Consider the following 22,173-nt stretch of genomic DNA (forward strand, 5'->3'; position numbering starts at 1 on the left):
CTGCCAGTGAATAAGGAATCTCAGCATGAAGCGCGCGTCTCTAATAACTCTATTACTCCTCAGTTCGCTCGGTACGTTTAATTCGGCCCGCGCGATGGACTATCCGTTGCCGCCCGCAGGCAGCCGTCTGATTGGGCAAAATCAAACCTACACGATACAGGAAGGGGATAATAAGCTTCAGACTATCGCCCGTCGGTTTAATACGGCGGCGCAGGTGATCCTTGAAACGAACAATACCATTGCGCCAGTAAACCCGGCGCCGGGTACCGTTATCACGATCCCGTCGCAGATGTTGCTGCCGGATACCCCGCGCGAAGGCATTGTGGTTAACCTGGCCGAGCTTCGGCTCTACTACTTCCCACTGGGAGAAAATATTGTCCAGGTCTTCCCGCTCGGCATCGGACAGCTGGGGCTGGAAACGCCGGTGAGCACCACCCGCGTCAGCCAAAAAATCCCTAATCCAACCTGGACGCCAACGGCGGGCATCAGAGCGCGTTCCCTGGCCCAGGGAATTAAATTGCCACCCGTCGTCCCGGCGGGGCCAAATAACCCGCTGGGGCGCTATGCGCTGCGTCTGGGAATTGGTAATGGGGAATATCTTATTCACGGCACCAGCGCGCCGGACAGCGTAGGTCTGCGCGTCAGTTCCGGCTGTATGCGAATGAACGCCCCGGATATTAAAGCCCTGTTTGAACAGGTGCGGGTCGGCACGCGGGTACAGATCATCAACGAGCCGGTGAAATTCTCGGTTGAGCCGGACGGTAAGCGCTATATTGAGGTCCACCGTCCGCTGGCGCAGGTGGAGGGCGAGAACCCGCAAATTTCGCCCATTACCCACTCGGCAGACTTTGCCACCTTTGTTTCTCAGGCCGGAAGCGATAAGGCGTTAATTGATAAAGCCCTGGCGCGCCGTGCCGGGATCCCGGTTGTCGTATCCGCGGGTAGCGGCCCGTCGGCCAGCAATAGCGTGTTGTCAGTGCAGAACAGCCGGGTGTCTGCTGCGGTAGCAGAAGAGGAAGGGGAAAAGGTAACGCAGTAGCAGTTTGACGCAGGCAAAAAAAATGGCGCACAATGTGCGCCATTTTATTAACAGGTACTATTACTTACGGTATTTAGTAGCCTGGTTGTCCAGACGCTGGTTAGCGCGAGCTGCGTCGTCTTTAGCAGCCTGAACGTCGGAACGCATTGCGTTCACGTCGTTGCTCAGCTGGTCAACTTTAGCGTTCAGAGTCTGAACGTCAGAAGACAGCTGATCGATTTTAGCGTTGCTGGAGCAACCAGCCAGCAGAGTAGAACCCAGGATTACCGCGCCCAGTACCAGTTTAGTACGATTCATTATTAATACCCTCTAGATTGAGTTAATCTCCATGTAGCGTTACAAGTATTACACAAACTTTTTTGGGTTGAGAATATTTTTTTGATGGGAATACGCCTATTTTTGATCGTTCGCTCAAAGAAGCATCGAATCAGTGCGTTTTGAGTAAAAAGCTATGTAAAAAAAGGCATTTTTCATCGGATTCATCTTAGATAAATCGCATTTAAATAGAAAAACCCGATTTGCTTTTTGAATGAATTTGGCTAATGCCGGGAATAAAAAAAGCGCCCATTGGGCGCTTTTTATCAAATTTAATTCGTTCGTGAATTATTACAGCACGTGAACGGAGGCAGTATTGGTTGTTCCGCTTGGTACCAGAGCACCAGAAACCATTACAACCACGTCGCCCTTCTGCGCCAGACCGCTTTCCAGAGCCATTGCTTTACCCTGAATGTAGAAATCGTCAGTCGAGGCGATCTCTTTGACCAGGTGCGCAACCACGCCTTTGCTCAGCACCAGCTGACGTGCGGTGGTTTCGTTGGTGGTCAGGGCCAGGATGGTGGCATCCGGGAAGTATTTACGCACTGCGCGTGCAGATTTACCGCCCTGGGTCGCAACAACAATCAGTGGCGCTTCCAGTTTCTCAGCGGTTTCTACCGCACCGCGGCATACTGCTTCAGTGATGCGCAGCTTGCGGCTGTCGTTGTTGAAGTCCAGACGGCTGGTCATCACGCGGTCAGTACGTTCGCAGATGGTTGCCATGATGCCGACCGCTTCCAGAGGGTATTTCCCTTTCGCGGATTCACCGGACAGCATTACTGCATCGGTACCGTCGAGGATGGCGTTCGCCACGTCGCCTGCTTCAGCGCGGGTAGGGCGTGGGTTTTTGATCATGGAGTCCAGCATCTGCGTGGCGGTGATAACCACTTTACGCGCGCGAACACATTTCTCGATCATCATCTTCTGCGCGAAGATCACTTCTTCAACCGGGATTTCAACGCCCAGGTCGCCACGCGCAACCATGATGCCGTCAGACGCTTCGAGGATTTCGTCGAAGTTGTTCAGGCCTTCCTGGTTTTCGATTTTGGAGATGATCTGGATCTTCTCGCCGCCGTGGGCTTTCAGGTGCTCACGGATTTCAACTACGTCGGAACGCTTACGGATGAAGGACGCCGCAACGAAATCAACGCCTTGTTCGCAGCCGAAGATCAGGTCCTGTTTGTCTTTCTCCGCCAGTGCTGGCAGCGCGATAGAAACGCCCGGCAGGTTAACGCCTTTGTTTTCGCCCAGGTCGCCGTTGTTCAGCACTTTACAGATAACTTTGTTACCTTCGATAGCGGTGACTTCCATACCGATCAGACCATCGTCGACCAGCACGGTGTTACCCACGGACAGATCGCTGGTGAAGCCTTCATAGGTGACCGCAACGATTTCGCTGTTACCAACAACGGATTTGTCGGTAGTGAAGGTGAAGGTCTGGCCCGCTTTCAGAGAGACGTCGTTACCGCCTTCCAGTTTGATGGTACGGATTTCCGGACCTTTGGTATCGAGCAGGATCGCCGCTTTTTTACCGGTCTTGCTCATCACGTTGCGCAAGTTCTTGATACGCTGACCGTGTTCTGCGTAGTCACCGTGGGAAAAGTTCAGACGCATCACGTTCATGCCGGCGTCCAGCATTTTGCTCAGCATCTCTTCGGATTCGGTTTTCGGGCCGATAGTACAAACAATTTTCGTCTTTTTCATGACAGTCTTAGTCTTTAAGTTGGGAAGGATATGGAAATCTCGCTCCGGGGGCGCACCGCCGCGGAGTCAAACCTGTGTTGCAAAAGAGTATATGACACGCACTAAGGATAGGAGACATCAAATGAGCGTGCAGAAGAAAGTGTGCCTGAGTGACAGCCCGACGAAGGAGAGGAGAAGTTGTACGTTGTTTTTTGTATTCCAAGCGCTGAAACCATTCACCAGGGATTTGGCGCGCATTATACGCTAATTTTAAGATAAAAGGAAAATGGAAACGGTGTTTCAGAATTAATCAATGCCGTTTCACATAATATTGTTATCAAGGCGTTAAGCCATGATGACAACTTTTGGCGGCAGGTGAGCGACCTGCCGCCGTTTGCTTATTTTTGCAGCGCCTGGCTGAGGTCGGCAATCAGGTCTTTTGGATCTTCAATGCCTACCGACAGGCGAATCAACTGCGGCACAATGCCGTTTGCCAGCCGTTGCTCCAGCGGAATCGAGGCGTGCGTCATGCTGTAAGGCTGGCTCACCAGGCTCTCCACGCCGCCCAGGCTTTCCGCGAGGGTGAACAGCTTCAGGTTGCGAATCACCTCGCTGGCGCGTTGCGCATCGCCTTTTACCACGACGGAAATCATGCCACCGGGCAGCGCCATCTGCGTGCGGGCAAGCTGGTACTGCGGATGTGATTCCAGGCCGGGATAGAACACTTTTTCGACAAGAGGATGCTGCGCCAGCCATTGCGCAATCTCCAGCGCGTTGCTGCTGTGCTTTTCTACCCTCAGCGCAAGCGTGCGGATACCGCGCAGGGTCAGGAAGCTGCTGAACGGATCCAGGACACCACCGACCGCATTTTGCAGATAGCCAAGCTGGTCCGCCAGCGCCGGATTATCTCCAACCACTGCCAGCCCGGCCACCACGTCAGAATGTCCGTTAAGGTATTTGGTGGCGGAGTGCACCACGATATCGAAACCGGACGCCAGCGGGCGGTGGATCACCGGCGATGCGAAGGTGTTATCCGCCACGCTGATGACGTTATGACGACGGGCGATCGCCGCAATGGCCGCCAGATTCGCCAGCTTCAGCAGCGGGTTGGTCGGCGTTTCGACCCACACCATGCGGGTCTCCGGGCGAATGGCGGCCTCAAGCCCGGCTAAGTCGTCCGGCTTAACCCAGCTAACCTGCAGGCCGGTGCTGCGCTTGCGTACATTTTCGATCAGGCGATACGTCCCACCGTAAACGTCATCAATGGCGACGATATGGCTGTCTTTATCCAGCAGCTCGAGCACCGTGGAGATGGCCGCCAGACCGGAAGCAAAGGCGTAGCCGCGCGTGCCGCCTTCGAGTTCGGCGATGGCGGTTTCCAGCGCATGGCGCGTTGGGTTGCCGCTGCGGGAATACTCATAGCCGGTATGCTCGCCGGGTGACGGTTGCGCAAACGTCGACGTGGCGTAAATCGGCGGCATGACGGCGCCGTGCGGGTCGTTGAATGCGCCGCTGTGGACGCTCAGGGTTGCCAGGTTTTTCATCGTTTAATCCTTTATTGCTGTAGACGATTGCGCCACGCGGTCAGGACGTCGCTGCGCGTAATCAGACCGAGAAAACGGTCATTGTCGTTAATGACGGCTACCAGACCTCGGTCGAAGATGGCATGCAGAGCGCTCTCCGGGGCTCGTTTATCGAGAAATTCCACCTGACGGGTCATGGCCGCCGTGACCGGCAGGGCAAAGCGGTCGCCGTCGCCGCCGATATGCCGCAGCAGATCCCACTCGTCGATAATGCCCACCACCTTGTCGTTCTCCAGGACCGGCAACTGAGAGATGTCATACAGGCGCATGCGTGCCAGCACGGTGGAAAGCGTATCGTCTGGCGCGGCGGTGACGGTAGCGCCTTCATCATGGCGCAGGGCAATGTAGTCAGAGAGATCGCCCGCCTGAGGGCGCGTGATAAGCCCCTGCTGGCGCATCCAGTCGTCGTTAAACATCTTCGAGAGATACTTATTGCCGCTGTCACAGGCAAAGGTCACCACGCGCTTCGGCGTGGTCTGCGCCTGGCAATACTTCAGCGCCGCCGCCAGCAGCGTGCCGCTGGAGGAGCCCGCCAGAATGCCTTCCGTTTTCAGCAGCTCGCGCGCGGTGGCGAAGGCTTCGCGGTCGGAGATGCGCCAGGCGCGATTCACCCCTTCGATGTGAGCCAGCGGCGGAATAAAATCTTCACCAATTCCCTCTACCAGCCAGGAGCCCGCGTCGTGGTAGCGTCCGGTTTCCACCTGGTCAGCGAGAACGGATCCGGCGGGGTCAGCCAGGACAAACTCCGTGTGCGGAGAGTGCTCGGCGAACCACGCCTGCAGGCCACCGAGCGTACCTCCTGAGCCGACGCCGACCACGATGGCGTCAATTCTGCCGTCAAGCTGCTCGTACAGCTCCGGTGCCGTGGTGGTGCGGTGCGCCAGCGGGTTGGCCACGTTATTAAACTGGTCGATGTAAAACGCGCCGGGCAGCTCGTTGGCCAGACGCCGGGCGTAATCCTGGTAATAGGCGGGGTGGCCCTTATTCACGTCCGAGCGGGTTAGCACCACCTGAGCACCCAGCGCGCGCAGGTGGAAAATCTTTTCGCGGCTCATTTTGTCGGGCACTACGAGGATCAGCGAGTAGCCTTTCTGGGCGGCGATCAGCGCCAGGCCGAGGCCGGTATTGCCCGCCGTGGCCTCAATAATCGTGCCGCCCGGCTGCAGCTGGCCGGTGCGCTCCGCTTCGTTAATCATCGACAGCGCAACGCGGTCTTTAATCGAGCCGCCGGGGTTCTGGTTCTCCAGCTTCAGAAACAGTGAGCAGGGACCGGTATCAAGCTTATGCAGCTGGATCAGCGGCGTGCGGCCAATCAGTTCGGTGACAGAGTGGTAAATCGTCATGATGTTTTCCTTTCGGTATGTCATGACGGGATGATAGGGCGGTGAAATTTTCTCAATAAAGAACCATTCACTGCCGTTTAGAACAGAAAGGAATATAAATACCGTTTTTGGATGTCAGGACAGCAAGACGTAAAGTTGTCTGGATGTGGGGATGGCTATATCGGGATAAAATGCTGCAAAAATGACCGTTTTTTGCGCGCGTCCGCCAGCAGATATGCATCCGGCAGATAATCATTGCTGAAATTGGTCTAAATGCTTCCCACCCGGTAAATCCGCTATTTATTTCCGAAAGTTATAACACATTCTTTTTTGTTCATTTAAAAGCTGATAACGCCTGTTTACTATCGTTTGGACATCCATACTGCTAAACCGCCGAGGGCGGCACGGATAACGAATAAGAATGATTGTACTGAGCAATATTTCGAAGATTTTTGACAACGGAAAGGTGGCACTCACAGCCGTTGATAACGTCAATTTGACGATAGAGCAGGGACAGATTTACGGCATTATCGGTTACAGCGGCGCCGGGAAAAGCACGCTGATTCGCCTGCTGAACGGTCTGGAGAAACCCAGCGCCGGGAGCGTCACCATTAACGGACAGGATATCTCCGCCGCAAAAGGTGAAGCACTGCGCCAGGCGCGTCTGAAGATCAGCATGGTGTTTCAGCACTTCAACCTGCTGTGGTCGCGCACGGTGAGTGAGAACATTGCTTTCTCTATGCAAATTGCCGGTGTGCCAAAAGCGAAGATTAAGGCGCGCGTCGCCGAACTGGTTGAGCTGGTTGGCCTGAAGGGACGCGAAAATGCGTATCCGTCGCAGCTGAGCGGCGGGCAAAAGCAGCGCGTGGGGATTGCGCGCGCGCTGGCCAACAACCCCGACGTGCTGCTCTGCGATGAGGCTACGTCCGCGCTCGACCCGCAGACCACCGATCAGATCCTCGATCTGCTGCTGGACATTAACCGCCGCTTCAAACTCACCATCGTACTGATCACGCACGAGATGCACGTGGTGCGCAAAATCTGCGACCGCGTGGCGGTAATGGAGAACGGCAAAGTGGTAGAAGAGGGCGACGTGCTGAGCGTCTTTACCCATCCACAGCAGCCGATTACGCAGCAGTTTGTCCGCCAGGTGAGCCAGTATGCCGAGGAAGAGACCTTCAATACCGAACTGGCAAACGATCTGGAAGGCACGGTGATCAGGCTGACCTTTACAGGACACAGCACGCACAAGCCGATTGTCGGGGAACTCACCTTGCGCTACGGCCTGCCGTTTAACATCCTGCACGGAAAAATGACGCAGACCGCCCACGGTGTTTTCGGGCAGCTCTGGGTCCACGTGGCGGCATCCGATGAACAACTGAACAATATCCTCGCCGACCTGCAGCACAGCGATATTGAAGGCGAGGTAATTAAACATGTCTGAGAATCTCTTTCCACATCTCAAGTGGGATCAGCTCTGGGCTGCAACGCTGGAGACGCTGTACATGACCGCGCTGTCCGGCGTGGCGACCTTTGTTCTGGGCATCGTGCTGGGGCTGGCGCTGTTTTTAACTGCGCGCGGTGGCTTGTTCCACAACCGCACGGTCTACAGCGTCATTTCGATTGTGGTGAACGTGTTCCGCTCTATTCCGTTCATCATTCTCATCGTTCTGCTGATCCCGTTCACCAAGACCGTCGTCGGCACCATCCTTGGCGCTAACGCGGCGCTGCCGGCCCTGATTGTCGGCGCCGCGCCGTTCTATGCGCGTCTGGTGGAGATCGCCCTGCGCGAAGTGGACAAAGGGGTCATTGAAGCAACGCGCTCGATGGGCGCACGACTGAGCACGCTCGTGTTTCGGGTTTTACTGCCGGAATCATCACCTGCACTGGTATCAGGTATTACGGTGACGCTGATTGCGCTGGTGAGCTACAGCGCCATGGCGGGGGTGATTGGCGCCGGCGGTTTAGGAAATCTGGCTTATCTGGAAGGATTCCAGCGCAACCATGGTGACGTCACGCTGGTGGCAACGGTGACCATTTTAATCATCGTTTTCATTATCCAGTTCTGCGGCGATGTCATTACTTCACTGTTAGATAAACGCTAATAAATACACACAGGAACCACATCATGAAAAAGACACTGACACTGATCGCCGCCGCAACCCTGAGCGCCCTGAGCTTCGCCTCCTGGGCCGACACCCTGACCGTGGGCGCATCCAACACGCCGCACGCCGAAATTCTGGAGCAGGCAAAGCCGATTCTGGCGAAGCAGGGTATCGACCTGGAGATTAAACCGTTCCAGGACTACATTCTGCCGAACACTGCGCTGGCGGGTCATGACATCGACGCGAACTATTTCCAGCACATTCCTTACCTGAACAGCGTGCTGAAAGATCATGCGGGCGATAAAGACTACGATTTTGTCAGTGCGGGCGCGATCCACATTGAGCCAATCGGCATCTACTCAAAAAAATACAAATCCCTGAAGGACCTGCCGGAAGGCGGCAAGATCATCATGCGTGATGCGGTTTCCGAGGAAGGCCGTATTCTCTCCATCTTCGAAAAAGAGGGCGTGATCAAGCTGAAGCCGGGCATCGACAAAGTGACGGCGCGCATCAGCGATATCGTTGAGAACCCGAAAAAACTGAAGTTCACGCCGAACGTGGAAGCGTCCCTGCTGCCGCAGATGTACAACAACGACGAAGGCGACGCGGTGGTGATTAACGCCAACTATGCGATAGACGCCGGTCTGGATCCGGTTCACGACCCGATTGCGGTAGAGAGCGGTGAAAACAACCCGTACGCCAACATCATTACCGTACATCGCGGCGACGAGAAAAAGAAAGACATCGTCGCGCTGGTGAACGTGCTGCACTCCAAAGAAATTCAGGACTGGATCCGCACCAAATACAAAGGCGCGGTCATTCCAGTAAACAACTAATTATTTGATTTTACAGAAGAAGCCCGGCGAGATCCTCGCCGGGCTTCTTTTTTGTATCCGGCGGGAGAATCATTTAAGCTCAACGTTTAACAGGCAATGGAGTGATGACGATGGGTAACGTGACCAAAGATGAAGCGCTGTACCAGGAGATGTGCCGGGTGGTCGGAAAGGTGGTGCTGGAGATGCGTGATTTAGGGCAGGAGCCGAAGCATATTGTCATTGCGGGCGTGCTGCGCACGGCGCTGGCGAACCAGCGCATCAAGCGCAGCGCACTGACAACCGAAGCGATGGAAACGGTGGTTAAGGCGCTGGCCGGCTAACGCGCCAGCGTTTCGCGACCTGTTCAAGCGAGCAGCAGAGCAGGTAATAGACCGCACCCGTAAAGATAAAGATGGCCGCCGGGTAGATTTGCACCCGGTTGTTGACCTGTCCCGCCACCGTGGTTAGCTCCGGGACGTTGACGATGAATGCCAGCGACGTATCCTTCAGCAGGCTGATAAAAATTCCCACCAGCGACGGCAAAATATTTTTCAGCGTCTGCGGCAGCAGCACGCGCCACAGGGTTTGCTGCGTGCTGAACCCCTGAGACAGCGCGGCCTCATGTTGACCCGCAGGGAGCGCCCTGAGCCCGGCAAAAACCGAATGCATCACCGATGCCGCCGTAAACCAGGCCAGCGCCAGCGTCACGGTCAGCGCCCCCGGCAGATCCCCGCCGGTGATCAGCGGCAACAGGTACCACATCCAGAAAATCACAAAAATCAGGGGAATACCGCGAATCAACTCCGCCCACAGAAAAAGCCCCCTGCGCACCAGCCCAGGATAGCGCCAGGCGAGGCACGCCAGCGCCACGCCGCCGGGAAGCGCAAGCAGGGCGGCCCCTGCGGCCATCAGCAGCGAAAGCAGTACGCCGCCGGGTTCACCCGCTGCCGTTCGTCCCCACAGCAGATAATCCAGGTTTTCGACAATAACGTTAAATCCTGCAATCATCTTTCTTCCTCCCTGAATGCGGGCCGACGCGCACCAGCACCATCCCCATGACAATGCCGGTAAGCAAATAGAGCACCGTACCGACGATAAACGCCTCCATGGCGTGGGCGTTGTAACTTTCAATCTGCCGGACCTGGTAGGTTAGCTCAGCGAAGCCAATCCCGCTGGCGAGCGAGGAGAGCTTCATCAAATTGAGGTACTGGCCGACAACGGGTTGCCAGGCGTTGGCGAGCCCCTGCGGAAGAAGGATGTAGCGAAATAAACGCCATGAGGAGAACCCTTGCGCCAGCGCCGCTTCCTGCTGTCCGGCAGGAACAGAACGCAGTCCCGATGCCGCTTCCTCAATTAAGAATGCCGAGGTAAAGACGCCCAACCCCCAGGCAGAACATAAAAATTCAGGGGTAAACCACCAGACGTCGCCGGGCAGAATTGACCAGCTGTGATCCGCATTCACCGCGTCTCGAAAGCCCTGCGGTAATCCGTTCCAGGCGGCGAAATACCAGAACAGCAGCTGCACCAACAGCGGCGTATTGCGAAACAGCGATACCCAGCCGCTGACGACCGCATTCCCGATGCGTCCACCAGAAAGACGCAGGAGCAAAAAGGTCGGTGCAAGCAGGCTGGCGATCAGGCCCCCCGCCAGCGTCACCCACAGGGTGGTGAGAAAACCGGAGAGTATCCACTGCAGAGGCTGTCCGGCCAGCACGCCCTGCCAGTCGAGGGCGGACATCAGAGGTGCTCCTGGTGCAGCGGGTTCAGCACTTTTTGCAGGAAACGCTGCGCCCGGGGATGCGACGGTTGACTGAAAAATTGCCCCGGCGGCGCGGTTTCAAGAATCTGCCCGCCGTCGATAAAGACAATCCGGTCGGCAATTTCCCGGGCGAACTGCATCTCATGAGTCACGACAATCATGGTGATCCCGCTATGGGCAAGGGCTTTCATGACGAATAATACTTCGCCAATCATCTCCGGATCGAGCGCCGACGTCGGCTCGTCGAAGAGGATGATCTGCGGTGACGAGGCCAGGGCGCGGGCAATCGCCACGCGCTGCTGTTGGCCGCCGGAAAGCTCAGCGGGGAAGTGGTGAGCCTTTTCCTGCATTCCGACCTTCTCCAGCAGCGCCAGCGCGCGCTCCTGAGCTGGCTGCGGCTTCCAGCCGTGCACATGCTCCAGCGCCAGGGTGATGTTCTGGCTGGCGGTGAGGTGGGCATACAGATTGAACTGCTGAAACACAAATCCAACGCGGCTGCGCAGCTGACGCAGCCTGCTGCCGGAAAGCTGCCCGGTCGGCTTGCTGTCGACCAGGATTTCCCCGCCGCTCAGGGTTTCAAGCTGATTGATAAGACGGATCAGCGTTGACTTACCCGAACCGGAAGGGCCGAGAATAGCAACCACTTCACCGGGCGTGATGGTGAGGTTAATGTCGCGTAAAACCTGATGGTCGCCGTAGCGTTTGTCCACGTGACGAAACTCAACGCTGGCCTGTTCCAGATGTGAAAAATCCGCGGCACCGGCCGCGGAGTGGGAAAATAAACCTGAGAGCATAATTACCTGGCTTCTATTTTAAAGGCGCGAGGCTGTGGAGCGGGCGTGTTTGGGCCAAACCAGACGTCATAGATTTTTGCCGCCTGACCGTTCTTCTCGAGATTAACCAGCTCATCGTTGACGGCTTTCAGCAGCGCCGTTTCACCTTTCTTCACCCCGACGCCAATTTCTTCTTTACTGAGCAGATCGGGCAGGATTTTAAAGTTCGCTTTATCCGGGGCCTGTGCCAGCAGGCCTGCAAGAATTGTGCTGTCCTGGGTAATGGCCTGTACGTTGCCGTTGCGCAGCGCCGTCAGCGCCAGAGGAATGTCGTCATAAGCCAGCACGCGGGACTGCGGGAAACGCTGGTGGAGCGCCTGTTCACCCGTGGTGCCTTTGACCGCGCCAATGCGCGCCCGGCTGTATTCATCCAGCTTATCGGGCGATTTGGCGGGAACCAGGAACTGTTGTCCGGTCACGAAATAGGGGATGGAGAAATCAATCACTTGCGCGCGTTCCGGGGTGATGGTGATATCCGCTACGATCAGGTCTGCTTTACCGGACTGAAGCAGCGGAATTCGGTTGGCCGGATTGGTGGCAACCAGTTCAAGCTTCACGCCGAGTGATTTTGCCAGTGCTTTGGCAAAGTCCACGTCGTAACCCACGATCTCGTGCGTTTTTGCATCAATTGAGCCAAACGGTGGGTTGGCGTCAAACGTGGCGACTTTCACCACCCCCGCGGCCTTAATATCTTCCAGCCGATCGGCCAGCGCCTGCGCTGAAAACAGGCTCCCGGCGGCCAGTAATCCCAGAACTGCCGTTCCTTTTTTAAACCTTTTCATCTTTGCTGCCATAGTCATCGTTCGTCCCGTTGTTTTTGTTTTGCACCGTTACGCTCCCATAAGCAAAAGCTATCGCCAAATAAGAAAATGTTCTTTGCTCTATACAAAAAAGCATTAGTGAACAGTGTGTTACCGGCAGGTAAATGTAAGGAGCTATTTGCACTTCCTGCACATTGACTGCCGGAATTGATATTTCCGCGGCCAGGAAACGCGTGCTTAACTCAGGGCTGGTGAAGCGAGAGGGGTAAAGGCAATGAAAAAATGGATCGGCACGCTACGGCGGTTTTTTGCGACCCGGTCAGCGAATGCGGAGAACAGCGCGCAGCGTGTTCTGGAGTCAATACTGCCTGTTGCCAGCCTGTATGGCGTGGACGTCGCTAACATCGACCCGGAGTGGTTCCATGATAAAACGTCACGCTGAACTTCGCCGCACGCGCGAAACGTACTGGAATGAGCTGTGCGTGATCCGTGTAAAGCAGGGATGAACGGAAAAATACGCGGGCAAATCCTCGGTAAACCCTGGCCGTTTTGATACCAATATCTCCTTTTCAGAAGGAGATGATAATGAAACGGACAGTATTAACCCCGGCACTTTCTGCCACCGCACTACTGATTGCCATGCAGGCGGCGCACGCTGCGCCACAGGCACACGTCGTCTGCGGTTACTCCCACACGCTCGGCGACGATGCCATTATGATGCACGGCATGCCCAACGAGGCCATGCTCCACGATTTTTTTGGCAACGTGCAAACGGATGCCTTCTCCAGCCGTGAATCGCTGCGTAAAGATGAAAAGACCACCTGCGATAACAAAGCAGACAGCTCGGCCTACTGGGCACCCTCTCTGAAATTGCCTGACGGAACGGTGGTCAAACCCGCCTATCAAAAAACCTATTATCAGGCATCGAACGTGGACGCCTGGCCGCTGCACCCGTTCCCGGCGGGGCTGTCGCTGCTGGCGGGCGATCATCACGGCACCGCCCCGAATCCACATATCACCTTCCTGTGCGCTAACGGCAAGGGCTACACCACCAAAACGGGTGAGGTCTGCGGCTTACGCAAGGCGAACGATGCCGTGCAGTTTAATATCGGCATTCAGTTTCCGAACTGCTGGGACGGGGTAAATCTTAAGCCCGCTCACGGTCTGGCCAACGCCACCTACGACAACAAAGGGCAGTGCCCGTCCGACTTCCCGGTGAAAATTCCCACCGTGAACATGAACATTGCGTACGTGCTCCCGACGATTAGCTCGCTCGATACCAGCAAAGCGCAGCTTTCCCTCGACCCCATCATGCACGGCAACGAGCGTGAAGAGCGGTGGGGTAGCCTGTATACGGCGCATGCTGATTTTATGAACGGCTGGACGGAAGACGCCGCGCGCTTTATGACCGACCTGTGCATGAACCGCGGTCTGGACTGCGGCACCACCGTTCCGTATGGTTATTCAAAAGCGAAGGCCAGCGTCTGGCTCAGCAGCCTGGAGCCCACGCTTACCCAGCCAGAGCCCCAGGCCCTGCTGGTGCAGGATAACTGGCAGAACGGCGGGCGCACCAAAAACAGCGAAACGCTGTCGCTGGTGAAGTTTCACATTCCCCCGCTGCCTGCCGGACAGGATCCTTCGCAGTTTAAATACCGCGTGCGGATTTATGGCGGGAAAGTGGAAACCAACGGCGCGGATCAAATTTTCTTCTATCCGGCAAGCAACGACTGGGATCCGGCCAGCGTGAGTTGGCAGTCGCGGCCAGCCTGTAACTACCGCTCGGATGCGGTGCTTTACCTTAACCACTCCCGCGAATACCGGATGGTGGACGTGGATAAGGCGGTGCGCAAGGCGCTGGCAGAAGGGAAAACCGAGATTTCGTGGTACATCGGCGGCGATCGTCAGGGAAATCACTACCAGTTTGAGACGGCGTCTTCCCCGCAAAGCCTGATCCTGATGCTGACCGGCTTTAGCAAAACGCCGGAGATCTGATTACGCCCGCGTTTTTTTGTTCTCATCAACGTTAACTGGTAATGTCGACAGCCTGAATGACGGGCCAGTTAACGCGATGAGCATAAAAAAGATGATAAAGCGCAGCATCGCTGCGTGGGTGGTGGTCTGCCTGATAAGCGGCGTGCTGCTGTATGCGGAACAGATACGCCGCCAGTTCTGGGAGCGCGATCGCGAGTTTACAGCGCTATATTCGGGGATCGGCGCCGTGCTGACGCAAAACGAGTCGGTACTTCCGCTTCTCACCGGCGATGAAGACCTCACTGCGTTACGCAAAAAATTCCCCCACATTAAGGCTCTGGAAAAAACCACCGGTCGCACGCTGGACGCCGCCCGCGTGGAGCCTTTTCGCGGCGTTCAGTACTGGCTATACAACCCGTGGCGGCAGATCCGCATCCTGATCGACTTAAGCGCGCTGCTTGCGCCGAGCCATAGCTTTGCTGAGCTGCATCTGAATCTCTCGAATGACGATCGTCCGCGGTCAACGGGCACTTTCTGGCACTGGCAGCGCACCTTCCCGCAGCATACTCAGCCCTTTATTCTCACTGCCGCGGCAGATCCGGACTGGTTCAGGGTCTCCTGGCTGGCGTATCCGCTGCTGTTTCTGACGTGGGGGATAGTGATTGCGGGCGCGGGAACCGTGCTCTGGCAGCGCAAACAGCGCCAGCAGGCCGAACAGCGTGCGCTCTATTATCAGCACGCCAGGCTTAACACGCTGGGAGAGATCACCGCGGGCATCGTCCATGAAATCAACCAGCCGCTGACCGCCGTGCAAACCTGGATCCAGGGGGCGCAGCGACAGCAGCAGGATAATCCGCAGGCCGTGTCGCAGGCGCTCGCGGCCGCGCTGCTGCAAACGCAGCGTATAAGCGCCTTGCTGACCCGATTTCGCGAGCATGTGGTACAGGAAAAGGTGACCCTGCGCGAAACCGATCTGGTGCAGTGCTGGCAGCAGGTGGAGAATTTACTGGAGCACGAGCGTAAATCCCGGCGTATCGCGGTTATCCATGCGTTTGCTGTGGATGCTACGACCGTGATGGCGGACCGACTCTGGCTGGAGCAGATCCTGCATAATCTGCTCAGTAATGCGATTCAGGCGCAGCAGGAGAGCGCGGACGGCTGGGTGCGAATCGACAGTCAGAAAAATGAGAAGGGCATTCTGGTTACCCTGACCGACGGCGGGCCCGGGTTTAGCCCGGATGCCCTGCAGAACGCATTTATGCCATTCTTCAGCGGACGCCCCGGCGGAATTGGGCTGGGAATGACGTTAACGGAAACGCTGATGACGCGCATGAACGGCTCGATCGCCCTGGGCAATGCCCCGCAGGGTGGGGCGCAGATCCGCTTGCAGCTGGCATCAGGAAAGGAGTTAAAACATGGATAAGGTGGTCTGGCTCATTGATGACGACGAGTCCATCAGAGAATCCCTGTCGTTTTTACTGTCGGGGATGGGCTGGCAGGTTAAGACGTTTGCGAGCGTCGAGGCTTTTACTCAGGCGCAGAGCGGTGAATCGGCGCTTGTCGGCTGTCTGCTGCTGGATATGCGCATGCCGGGTAAAGGCGGGTTGGCGTGGCTGGAAGAGGGCGAATGGCCGTGGCCGCTGCTGCCGGTCGTTGTCATGACCGGACACGGAACGATCGACGCCTGCCGTCGCGCGTTTCGCAACGGCGTATTTGAGTTTTTCACCAAGCCGTTAGACGCCGATAAGCTCATCGAAACGGTTGGGCTGGCCTTTGAGGAGAGTCAGCGACGGTCTGCCGCCTGGCAGGATATTTCGCAGATCAAAGCACGCTTTGAACAGCTAACCGCGCGGGAGCACGAGGTACTGACCGTACTGATGGAAGGGTGCAGTAATAAAGAGGTGGCAGCACGCCTGAATCTTTCCCCGAGAACCGTGGAAGCGCACCGTGCGGCGGCGTTTGCCAAGCTCGGCGTCACCAGTCTGGTACAGGCGAGCCGGGCGTATGACAAATTGCAATCCGTATAACTACCAGGTGGAGTGCGTAATCAACCGAATTACGTTTCATCGCGCCGTTAAGTAACCTCCGGGATGTCTAACAACACGCGAGGAAGTGCGATGAAAAAAGTCATGATGGTTGCGGCACTGGTCGCAGGTAGCGTAAGTCTGGCCGCACAGGCCGAGACGTTGACCCAAAAAAATCTCTCTCTGACGCAGGCTAACGCACTGGCAACCTCCGCCATTCAGTCCTGTGCAGCGAAAAATTACCAGGTCGCGGTCGCGGTGGTTGACCGTGCGGGCGTGGTAAAAGCGGTGCAGCGTATGGATAACGCCGGTCCTCACACGGTTAAAGCCAGCGAAATGAAAGCGTTTACGGCGCTCAGCGCAAAGAATGCGTCAGGCAAAGTGATGGAAGCGGCGCAGAGCAATGCGGGCGCACAGAACATGCGTGATATTCCTGGCTACCTGCTGCTGGCAGGTGGTCTGCCGGTAAAAGAAGGCGATGAGGTGATTGGGGCGATCGGCATCGGCGGCGCGCCGGGCGGTCATCTTGATGAAGCCTGCGCTCAGGCGGCCATTGACGGGCTGAAAAAGTAATATAAAAAAAGCACCGGTTTACCGGTGCTTTTTTTATCAAATCTTGCAGGCATCACCGCAGTCGTCGTCGGCAACAATCGCCTGCGCTTTTTTATCCGCGTCGTCCAGACGTTCCGCGTTACGCTCTTCCGCTTCATCCAGACCGTTAAAAACTAAGTTATCGAGATCAATTTCCATGTTGCACCTGCTCTGTTCGGTTTTTGATACTGGCACAGTATAGGGTAAAAAACGTCGGCAATGTACCTCGCAGCACATAAGGATAATCCCTGCCATACTCAGTGCTTTATCACCGAGGAGCGCTCATGATTACACTCTGTAAAACCTGCGGTACCTCCTACGATGGAAAGCCGGAGAGATGTCCGATTTGCGAGGATGAACGCCAGTACGTCCCGGTCAGCGGTCAGGCGTGGATTGATTACGCGACGGTGACGGCCACGCACGTGAATAAATGGCAGCAGCTGGAGCCCGCGCTGTTCAGTATCAAAACGGTTCCCGTTTTTGCGATTAACCAGAGGGCGCTGCTTCTGCGCACCCCGCACGGCAATATTCTTTGGGACTGCATTGCCAACCTTGACCCGGCAACCCAAACGCTCATCACAGCGCTCGGTGGCCTTCACGCCATTGCGATTTCGCATCCGCACTATTACACCACGATGCAGGAGTGGGCCGCGGCTTTCGATGCGCCGGTCTACCTGCACGCCAGCGACCGCGAATGGGTGATGCGCAACAGCCCGGCGATTCATTTCTGGGAGGGGGAGGCGCTGGAGATTTGGCCGTCCGTCACGTTGCTACGTCTCGGCGGCCATTTTGCGGGCGGAACGGTGCTGCACTGGCAGGAGGGCGAGGGCGTTTTGCTGGCGGGGGATATTTTGCAGGTCACCCCGGGGAAAGATGCGGTGTCGTTTATGTGGAGCTACCCGAATATGCTCCCGCTGCCTGTCCGTACGGTTGAGGACGTTACCCGGCGCCTGGCGGGAAAATCGTTCGCTCGTCTTTACGGCGCGTTCGAAGGGCAAAACATCCCGGCGAACGCCGACAACATCGTGCAGCGGTCGGGCCAGAAATATATTGCTTGTCTCAGGTAAAGTACGGTGGGTAAACTTTACGAGTGTGATCGCGATCATACCTAAACGAAAACAGATAAAAGAGAAATTGCTATGCAACATATCATTGAAGGTTTTCTCAGCTTTCAAAAAGAGATTTTCCCGCAACGTAAAGAGCTCTTTCGCAGTTTAGCGTCCAGCCAGAATCCCAAAGCGCTGTTCATCTCCTGCTCCGACAGCCGTCTGGTTCCTGAACTGGTCACCCAGCAAGAGCCGGGACAGCTTTTTGTCATTCGTAATGCTGGCAACATTGTCCCGCCTTTCGGGCCGGAGCCGGGCGGCGTATCTGCAACTATCGAGTACGCGGTGGTGGCGCTGGGCGTGACGGATATCGTGATCTGCGGCCACTCCAACTGCGGCGCGATGAAGGCAATTGCCGATAACGCCAACCTGGAGCCAATGCCAGCCGTGTCGCACTGGCTGCGCTATTCCGACGCGGCGAAAGCCGTGGTAGAGAAGAAAAGCTGGGACAAGCCTATCGATAAAGTGAATGCGATGGTGCAGGAGAACGTGTTTGCGCAGCTGAGCAACATCAAGACCCATCCGTCCGTCGCGGTGGGCCTGCGTAATAACTCACTTCGTCTGCACGGTTGGGTGTATGACATTGAAAGCGGCAAAATCCTTGCCCTGGATAAGAACACCAAAACGTTCGTATCGCTGTCGGAAAACCCGGAGGTCTTCTTCGAGTAATCACCGATAGCAGGGCATGGAAGCCCTGTCAGTTCTCCACGTACGGTAACCGACGCCGTCTCCCCGAAGCAGGTTTTTCAGCCGCCTTCGCCATCGCCTCTGCAATCTCCGCACACTCCGCCAGCCCCTGAACGAAGGGACTATCGTGCATCAGCCACGGTATCGCACCGAAAGCAATGCGCCCGCGAACCGTTTCAGGCGCTTTAAGCGTGTAATCCTCGCCAACGTCGGGTATCTCGTCGCCCGTCTCTGCCAGCTGTTTACGCAGCGTCGGGAAAGGCAAGTCCTTTGTTTTGAGCGGCTTTTGTCCGCGCGCGTCAATAAACACGTCGAAACGATAAACGCTCTCTTTGGTGGTAATTACCGTCCGATCGCTGCCGGCATCGAGCGTGTAATCATCGCCGAGCGCCGCCACGCTAATGATGCCGGCCTCGCGAAGCGCAAGCAGCCTGCGGATAGACTGCGGCGGAATGGCGGCATAGTTGTCGATAAACACGCGGGCGAGGCCCTGCTTAAAGCGCTCTCTGTCCTCTTCGTTGAGGTGGGGCACAATCTCCTGAACCACCTCATGCAGTCGAAGGACGGTATAGCGCCAGGCCACGGTGCGCCGTTCGCGTTTGTTGCGTTCAACCTCGCTGAGGTTCTCTTCCGCCCAGGTAAAGGGCCCGTGCCGTTTACGGTCCTCAAACCATGCCTCACGAAGGCTGTCGGCATCCTGGTTACGCAGAGAAATTTTCTCGCACCACGCCGGGTCAGCGAGCTCGAGCTCTTTCACCATCAGTGAAAATATGCGGTCAAGCAGGCCGTCCGATCCTTTGGCTATCTCGTGTTCAACCACGAATTCGGTCAATACCGACAGCGGTTCGTAAGGGATTGGACAGTAAAAATCGGCTTCCGGCAGAATGCCCGTGCGGGACATCAGCGTAATGTTTAACCCTTCGCTGCCCTTGTCGAGGAGGAATTTACCGTCACGAAACTCACCGTGCTGCATTACCACCGCCATAGCCGCGTCCAGACCGCTCAACGACGTTCCCATAATGCCCACGCGAAAAGGGGGAATGCTGGCGTCCATCAACCCCGACCACGGGCTGGGGAAGAACGTGCGCGTGGCTTCCTCCTCATCTGGCCAGACGTGGCCGGTGGCGATAACCGCCAGGTCGAACCGATCGGGCAAAGTGGTGTCGTTGACGGAAAGCGTTACGCCGGTTGTCGAGGGGATGATGTCCGTTACCTTCGCGGATTCATGGACCGTAACCTGGAACCCCAGCTTTTTTGCCTCTTTCACGATTGAACGCAAGCTGTCGCGAAAATACTCTCCCAACAGGAGTCTGGGCAGGAACTGCCGGTCATGCAGGCTGGCTTTATCAACCTTAAAGTGCGCCAGATGGGCGTCGCTCTGTTCCTTGAGCCAGTCGAGGTAGGTCATAAAAATGGGCGGGATTTCTATGCTCGCAATGTTCGCCAGCATCAGCCGGGAATTATCGTCGTCGTTATAGGGCATGCCCACGCCGGCTTCATCGGCCTGTTCGAAGACGGATACGGAGAGCGGGGTGCTGTTATTAAGCAGATGATAAAAGGTGTAAATCCCTGTGGGGCCGGAGCCGATAATCGCGATATTCTTCATTGACGCGCTTCCTGTATTTATTCCATAAGAAAAGCGTAGCAGGAGAATAATGATGAAAATAAGCGATTAAGAAAATTCAGGGTAAAAGGAGAGAATTTTGCACCATTTCAGGACTGAAATGGTGCGTCCGAGTGGACTCGAACCACCGACCCCCACCATGTCAAGGTGGTGCTCTAACCAACTGAGCTACGGACGCAGAATGGTGCGTTCAATTGGACTCGAACCAACGACCCCCACCATGTCAAGGTGGTGCTCTAACCAACTGAGCTATGAACGCAACGTGTTGTCGGTGACAACGGGGACGAATATTAGCGGCACAGCATCAAGGAGGCAAGAGGGAAAACGCATTTTTCTCTCTGATTTCACGCGATTGCTTCATTACCGCGCAAAGTGAAGAGAAAGTAGCCGCCAGCTGGCGGCTACTGCGTAGTTAACGCGCAGCGCGCTGCAAAATTACCGTTGACGGCTGGCGCTGCAGGAAGCGCATGCGCATCATCATCATGATCGCCGCCGACGTCAGTCCGATGATAAAGCCCATCCAGAATCCGGCCGGCCCCATGCGATCAACGACCAGATCGGTCAGCGCCAACACGTAGCCAGTAGGCAGACCCAGCACCCAGTAGGCGATAAAGGTAATAAAGAAGATCGAACGCGTGTCTTTATAGCCGCGCAATACGCCGCTGCCAATCACCTGAATGGAGTCAGAAATCTGGTAAATCGCGGCCAGCAGCATCAGGTGCGATGCCAGCGTGACGACCTCCGGATTATCGTTATAGAGCAGGGCAATTTGCTCGCGCAGCGCCACGGTAAAAAGCGCCGTGCAAATGGCCATGCAGACGCCAACGCCTAATCCGGTGCGCGCGGCGGTTTGCGCATCAAGCGTCGAGCCTTGCCCCAGGCGGAAGCCCACGCGGATCGTCACTGCCGCGGCCAGCGACATGGGCAGAACAAACATCAGAGAGCTGAAGTTGAGCGCAATCTGGTGCCCGGCGACGTCCACAATGCCCAGCGGGGAGACCAGCAGGGCGACCACGGCAAACAGGGTCACCTCAAAGAACAGCGCAAGGGCAATCGGCAGCCCCAGCTGCACCAGGCGCGTCATGATGTTCCAGTCCGGCGTGCTGAATCTGTTCTCGTTACGAATATCGCGCATGGAGCGGGCGCGCTTCACAAAGGTAAGCATCGAGAAGAACATGACCCAGTAAACGGCGGCCGTCGCCACCCCGCAGCCGACGCCGCCCAGCTCCGGCATGCCGAAATGGCCGTAGATAAAGATGTAGTTCACCGGAATATTCACCAGCAGGCCGATAAAGCCCATCACCATGCCGGGCTTGGTTTTCGCCAGCCCTTCACACTGGTTACGGGCGACCTGGAAAAAGAGGTAGCCGGGCGCACCCCAGAGCAGGGCGCGCAGATAGCCCACGGCTTTGTCTGCCAGCGCCGGGTCAATGTTATGCATGGCGCGGATGATATGACCCGCGTTCCAGAGCACGATCATAATCAGCACGGAGACAAACCCTGCCAGCCAGAAACCCTGGCGGACCTGATGGGCAATACGCTCGCGACGACCCGAGCCATTAAGCTGAGCGATAACCGGGGTGAGGGCGAGCAGCAGACCGTGGCCGAACAGGATGGCCGGCAGCCAGATTGACGTGCCGATAGCAACGGCCGCCATATCGGTGGCGCTGTAGCCACCCGCCATTACCGTATCCACAAATCCCATTGCGGTCTGGGCCACCTGCGCGACGATCACTGGTATAGCCAGTGCCAATAGCTGGCGCGCTTCATTCATGTACTTCTGCACGTGAACACCTTTATTTTGTAGTTATATGAGAGACTAAAAAAGCCGCCGAAACGGGCAGCAAGAAGAAAATGCAGGGGGGTGCCAGCTATTGTAGCGGGCTTTAGCTATTTATCTAGTGAAAAAATCGCCAGAAAATGCGCTCCGCTGGCAACCTGTTTTTCCAACTGTT

23 protein-coding genes and 2 tRNA genes are annotated in these 22,173 nt (G+C 56.3%); 12 read left to right on the forward strand and 13 right to left on the reverse strand.

The window, feature by feature from the left end:
* Window positions 1-25 precede the first annotated feature (25 nt).
* Window positions 26-1,039, forward strand: a complete 1,014-nt coding sequence (locus tag IM284_RS03715; RefSeq protein ID WP_193055728.1) for a L,D-transpeptidase family protein — start codon at window positions 26-28, stop codon at window positions 1,037-1,039.
* 60 nt (window positions 1,040-1,099) lie between these two features.
* Here IM284_RS03715 and lpp read toward each other — a convergent pair whose 3' ends face one another.
* The 4 genes from lpp to IM284_RS03735 all read right to left on the reverse strand — a co-directional run bounded on the left by lpp (window position 1,100) and on the right by IM284_RS03735 (window position 5,963).
* A complete protein-coding gene (lpp, locus tag IM284_RS03720) occupies window positions 1,100-1,336 on the reverse strand; it encodes a murein lipoprotein Lpp (RefSeq protein WP_001082307.1) in 237 nt (78 codons plus the stop codon).
* Between the two features lie 309 nt (window positions 1,337-1,645).
* A complete protein-coding gene (gene pykF, locus IM284_RS03725) occupies window positions 1,646-3,058 on the reverse strand; it encodes a pyruvate kinase PykF (protein WP_047368390.1) in 1,413 nt (470 codons plus the stop codon).
* Window positions 3,059-3,435: 377 nt separating this feature from the next.
* Window positions 3,436-4,581 (reverse strand): PLP-dependent aspartate aminotransferase family protein, encoded by a 1,146-nt coding sequence (locus IM284_RS03730; RefSeq protein WP_047368391.1) that lies wholly within the window; start codon window positions 4,579-4,581, stop codon window positions 3,436-3,438.
* 11 nt (window positions 4,582-4,592) lie between these two features.
* Window positions 4,593-5,963, reverse strand: a complete 1,371-nt coding sequence (locus IM284_RS03735; RefSeq protein ID WP_047368392.1) for a cystathionine beta-synthase — start codon at window positions 5,961-5,963, stop codon at window positions 4,593-4,595.
* Window positions 5,964-6,363: 400 nt separating this feature from the next.
* Here IM284_RS03735 and IM284_RS03740 point away from each other — a divergent pair, with 400 nt between their 5' ends.
* The 4 genes from IM284_RS03740 (at window position 6,364) to fumD (ending at window position 9,203) form a co-directional block, all read left to right on the forward strand.
* Window positions 6,364-7,386, forward strand: coding sequence for a methionine ABC transporter ATP-binding protein (locus IM284_RS03740; protein WP_047368393.1), 1,023 nt, complete (start codon window positions 6,364-6,366; stop codon window positions 7,384-7,386).
* On the forward strand, window positions 7,379-8,047 hold the full coding sequence (locus IM284_RS03745; RefSeq protein ID WP_028012874.1) for a methionine ABC transporter permease: 669 nt from the start codon (window positions 7,379-7,381) through the stop codon (window positions 8,045-8,047). The genes IM284_RS03740 and IM284_RS03745 overlap by 8 nt, the downstream gene beginning before the upstream one ends.
* 23 nt (window positions 8,048-8,070) lie before the next feature.
* Window positions 8,071-8,883, forward strand: a complete 813-nt coding sequence (locus IM284_RS03750) for a MetQ/NlpA family ABC transporter substrate-binding protein (protein WP_028012875.1) — start codon at window positions 8,071-8,073, stop codon at window positions 8,881-8,883.
* A gap of 110 nt (window positions 8,884-8,993) precedes the next feature.
* On the forward strand, window positions 8,994-9,203 hold the full coding sequence (gene fumD, locus IM284_RS03755) for a fumarate hydratase FumD (protein WP_028012876.1): 210 nt from the start codon (window positions 8,994-8,996) through the stop codon (window positions 9,201-9,203).
* On the opposite strand, the gene IM284_RS03760 is transcribed toward fumD, so the two are convergent.
* The 4 genes from IM284_RS03760 to IM284_RS03775 are packed head-to-tail and all read right to left on the reverse strand — an operon-like array spanning window position 9,184 to window position 12,248.
* Window positions 9,184-9,870 carry an amino acid ABC transporter permease gene (locus IM284_RS03760; protein WP_047368394.1) on the reverse strand — a complete coding sequence of 229 codons (687 nt, stop codon included), beginning with the start codon at window positions 9,868-9,870 and terminating at the stop codon, window positions 9,184-9,186. The genes fumD and IM284_RS03760 overlap by 20 nt on opposite strands.
* On the reverse strand, window positions 9,854-10,600 hold the full coding sequence (locus IM284_RS03765; RefSeq protein ID WP_047368395.1) for an amino acid ABC transporter permease: 747 nt from the start codon (window positions 10,598-10,600) through the stop codon (window positions 9,854-9,856). The genes IM284_RS03760 and IM284_RS03765 overlap by 17 nt, the downstream gene beginning before the upstream one ends.
* A complete protein-coding gene (locus IM284_RS03770; RefSeq protein ID WP_047368396.1) occupies window positions 10,600-11,415 on the reverse strand; it encodes an amino acid ABC transporter ATP-binding protein in 816 nt (271 codons plus the stop codon). Before IM284_RS03770 ends, IM284_RS03765 begins: the two co-directional genes overlap by 1 nt.
* A 2-nt stretch (window positions 11,416-11,417) precedes the next feature.
* Window positions 11,418-12,248, reverse strand: a complete 831-nt coding sequence (locus IM284_RS03775) for an ABC transporter substrate-binding protein (RefSeq protein ID WP_047368757.1) — start codon at window positions 12,246-12,248, stop codon at window positions 11,418-11,420.
* Window positions 12,249-12,489: 241 nt separating this feature from the next.
* Between IM284_RS03775 and IM284_RS03780 the strand changes: the two genes are divergently transcribed.
* From IM284_RS03780 to IM284_RS03800, 5 genes are all read left to right on the forward strand, one after another.
* A complete protein-coding gene (locus tag IM284_RS03780) occupies window positions 12,490-12,657 on the forward strand; it encodes a hypothetical protein (protein WP_048338863.1) in 168 nt (55 codons plus the stop codon).
* Window positions 12,658-12,800: 143 nt separating this feature from the next.
* Window positions 12,801-14,207, forward strand: coding sequence for a DUF1996 domain-containing protein (locus IM284_RS03785; RefSeq protein ID WP_047368397.1), 1,407 nt, complete (start codon window positions 12,801-12,803; stop codon window positions 14,205-14,207).
* A gap of 91 nt (window positions 14,208-14,298) precedes the next feature.
* Complete coding sequence (locus IM284_RS03790) at window positions 14,299-15,609, forward strand: sensor histidine kinase (RefSeq protein WP_226838533.1); 1,311 nt, start codon at window positions 14,299-14,301, stop codon at window positions 15,607-15,609.
* A complete protein-coding gene (locus IM284_RS03795) occupies window positions 15,602-16,213 on the forward strand; it encodes a response regulator transcription factor (RefSeq protein ID WP_047368399.1) in 612 nt (203 codons plus the stop codon). Before IM284_RS03790 ends, IM284_RS03795 begins: the two co-directional genes overlap by 8 nt.
* Before the next feature lie 90 nt (window positions 16,214-16,303).
* Window positions 16,304-16,783 carry a heme-binding protein gene (locus tag IM284_RS03800; protein ID WP_193055729.1) on the forward strand — a complete coding sequence of 160 codons (480 nt, stop codon included), beginning with the start codon at window positions 16,304-16,306 and terminating at the stop codon, window positions 16,781-16,783.
* 36 nt (window positions 16,784-16,819) lie between these two features.
* Here IM284_RS03800 and IM284_RS03805 read toward each other — a convergent pair whose 3' ends face one another.
* Window positions 16,820-16,960: a hypothetical protein gene (locus IM284_RS03805; protein WP_003857665.1), complete on the reverse strand. Its 141-nt coding sequence runs from the start codon at window positions 16,958-16,960 to the stop codon at window positions 16,820-16,822.
* A gap of 125 nt (window positions 16,961-17,085) precedes the next feature.
* On the opposite strand from IM284_RS03805, the gene IM284_RS03810 reads away from it, so the two are divergent.
* Together IM284_RS03810 and IM284_RS03815 are read left to right on the forward strand one after the other, a co-directional pair.
* A complete protein-coding gene (locus IM284_RS03810; RefSeq protein WP_047368401.1) occupies window positions 17,086-17,868 on the forward strand; it encodes an MBL fold metallo-hydrolase in 783 nt (260 codons plus the stop codon).
* A gap of 72 nt (window positions 17,869-17,940) precedes the next feature.
* A complete protein-coding gene (locus IM284_RS03815; RefSeq protein ID WP_028012884.1) occupies window positions 17,941-18,576 on the forward strand; it encodes a carbonic anhydrase in 636 nt (211 codons plus the stop codon).
* 28 nt (window positions 18,577-18,604) lie between these two features.
* Here IM284_RS03815 and IM284_RS03820 read toward each other — a convergent pair whose 3' ends face one another.
* From IM284_RS03820 to mdtK, 4 genes are all read right to left on the reverse strand, one after another.
* Window positions 18,605-20,200: an FAD-NAD(P)-binding protein gene (locus tag IM284_RS03820; protein ID WP_047368402.1), complete on the reverse strand. Its 1,596-nt coding sequence runs from the start codon at window positions 20,198-20,200 to the stop codon at window positions 18,605-18,607.
* A gap of 119 nt (window positions 20,201-20,319) precedes the next feature.
* Window positions 20,320-20,396: transfer RNA gene (locus IM284_RS03825), tRNA-Val, on the reverse strand.
* 4 nt (window positions 20,397-20,400) lie between these two features.
* Window positions 20,401-20,477: transfer RNA gene (locus IM284_RS03830), tRNA-Val, on the reverse strand.
* 153 nt (window positions 20,478-20,630) lie between these two features.
* The gene (mdtK, locus tag IM284_RS03835) at window positions 20,631-22,004 is read right to left on the reverse strand and encodes an MdtK family multidrug efflux MATE transporter (protein ID WP_047368403.1); all 1,374 of its coding nucleotides are present in this window, start codon (window positions 22,002-22,004) and stop codon (window positions 20,631-20,633) included.
* Window positions 22,005-22,173: the final 169 nt, after the last annotated feature.

Origin of the sequence: Enterobacter cloacae complex sp. P12RS (assembly GCF_014895875.1) — a bacterium.
Taxonomy (GTDB): domain Bacteria; phylum Pseudomonadota; class Gammaproteobacteria; order Enterobacterales; family Enterobacteriaceae; genus Enterobacter; species Enterobacter bugandensis.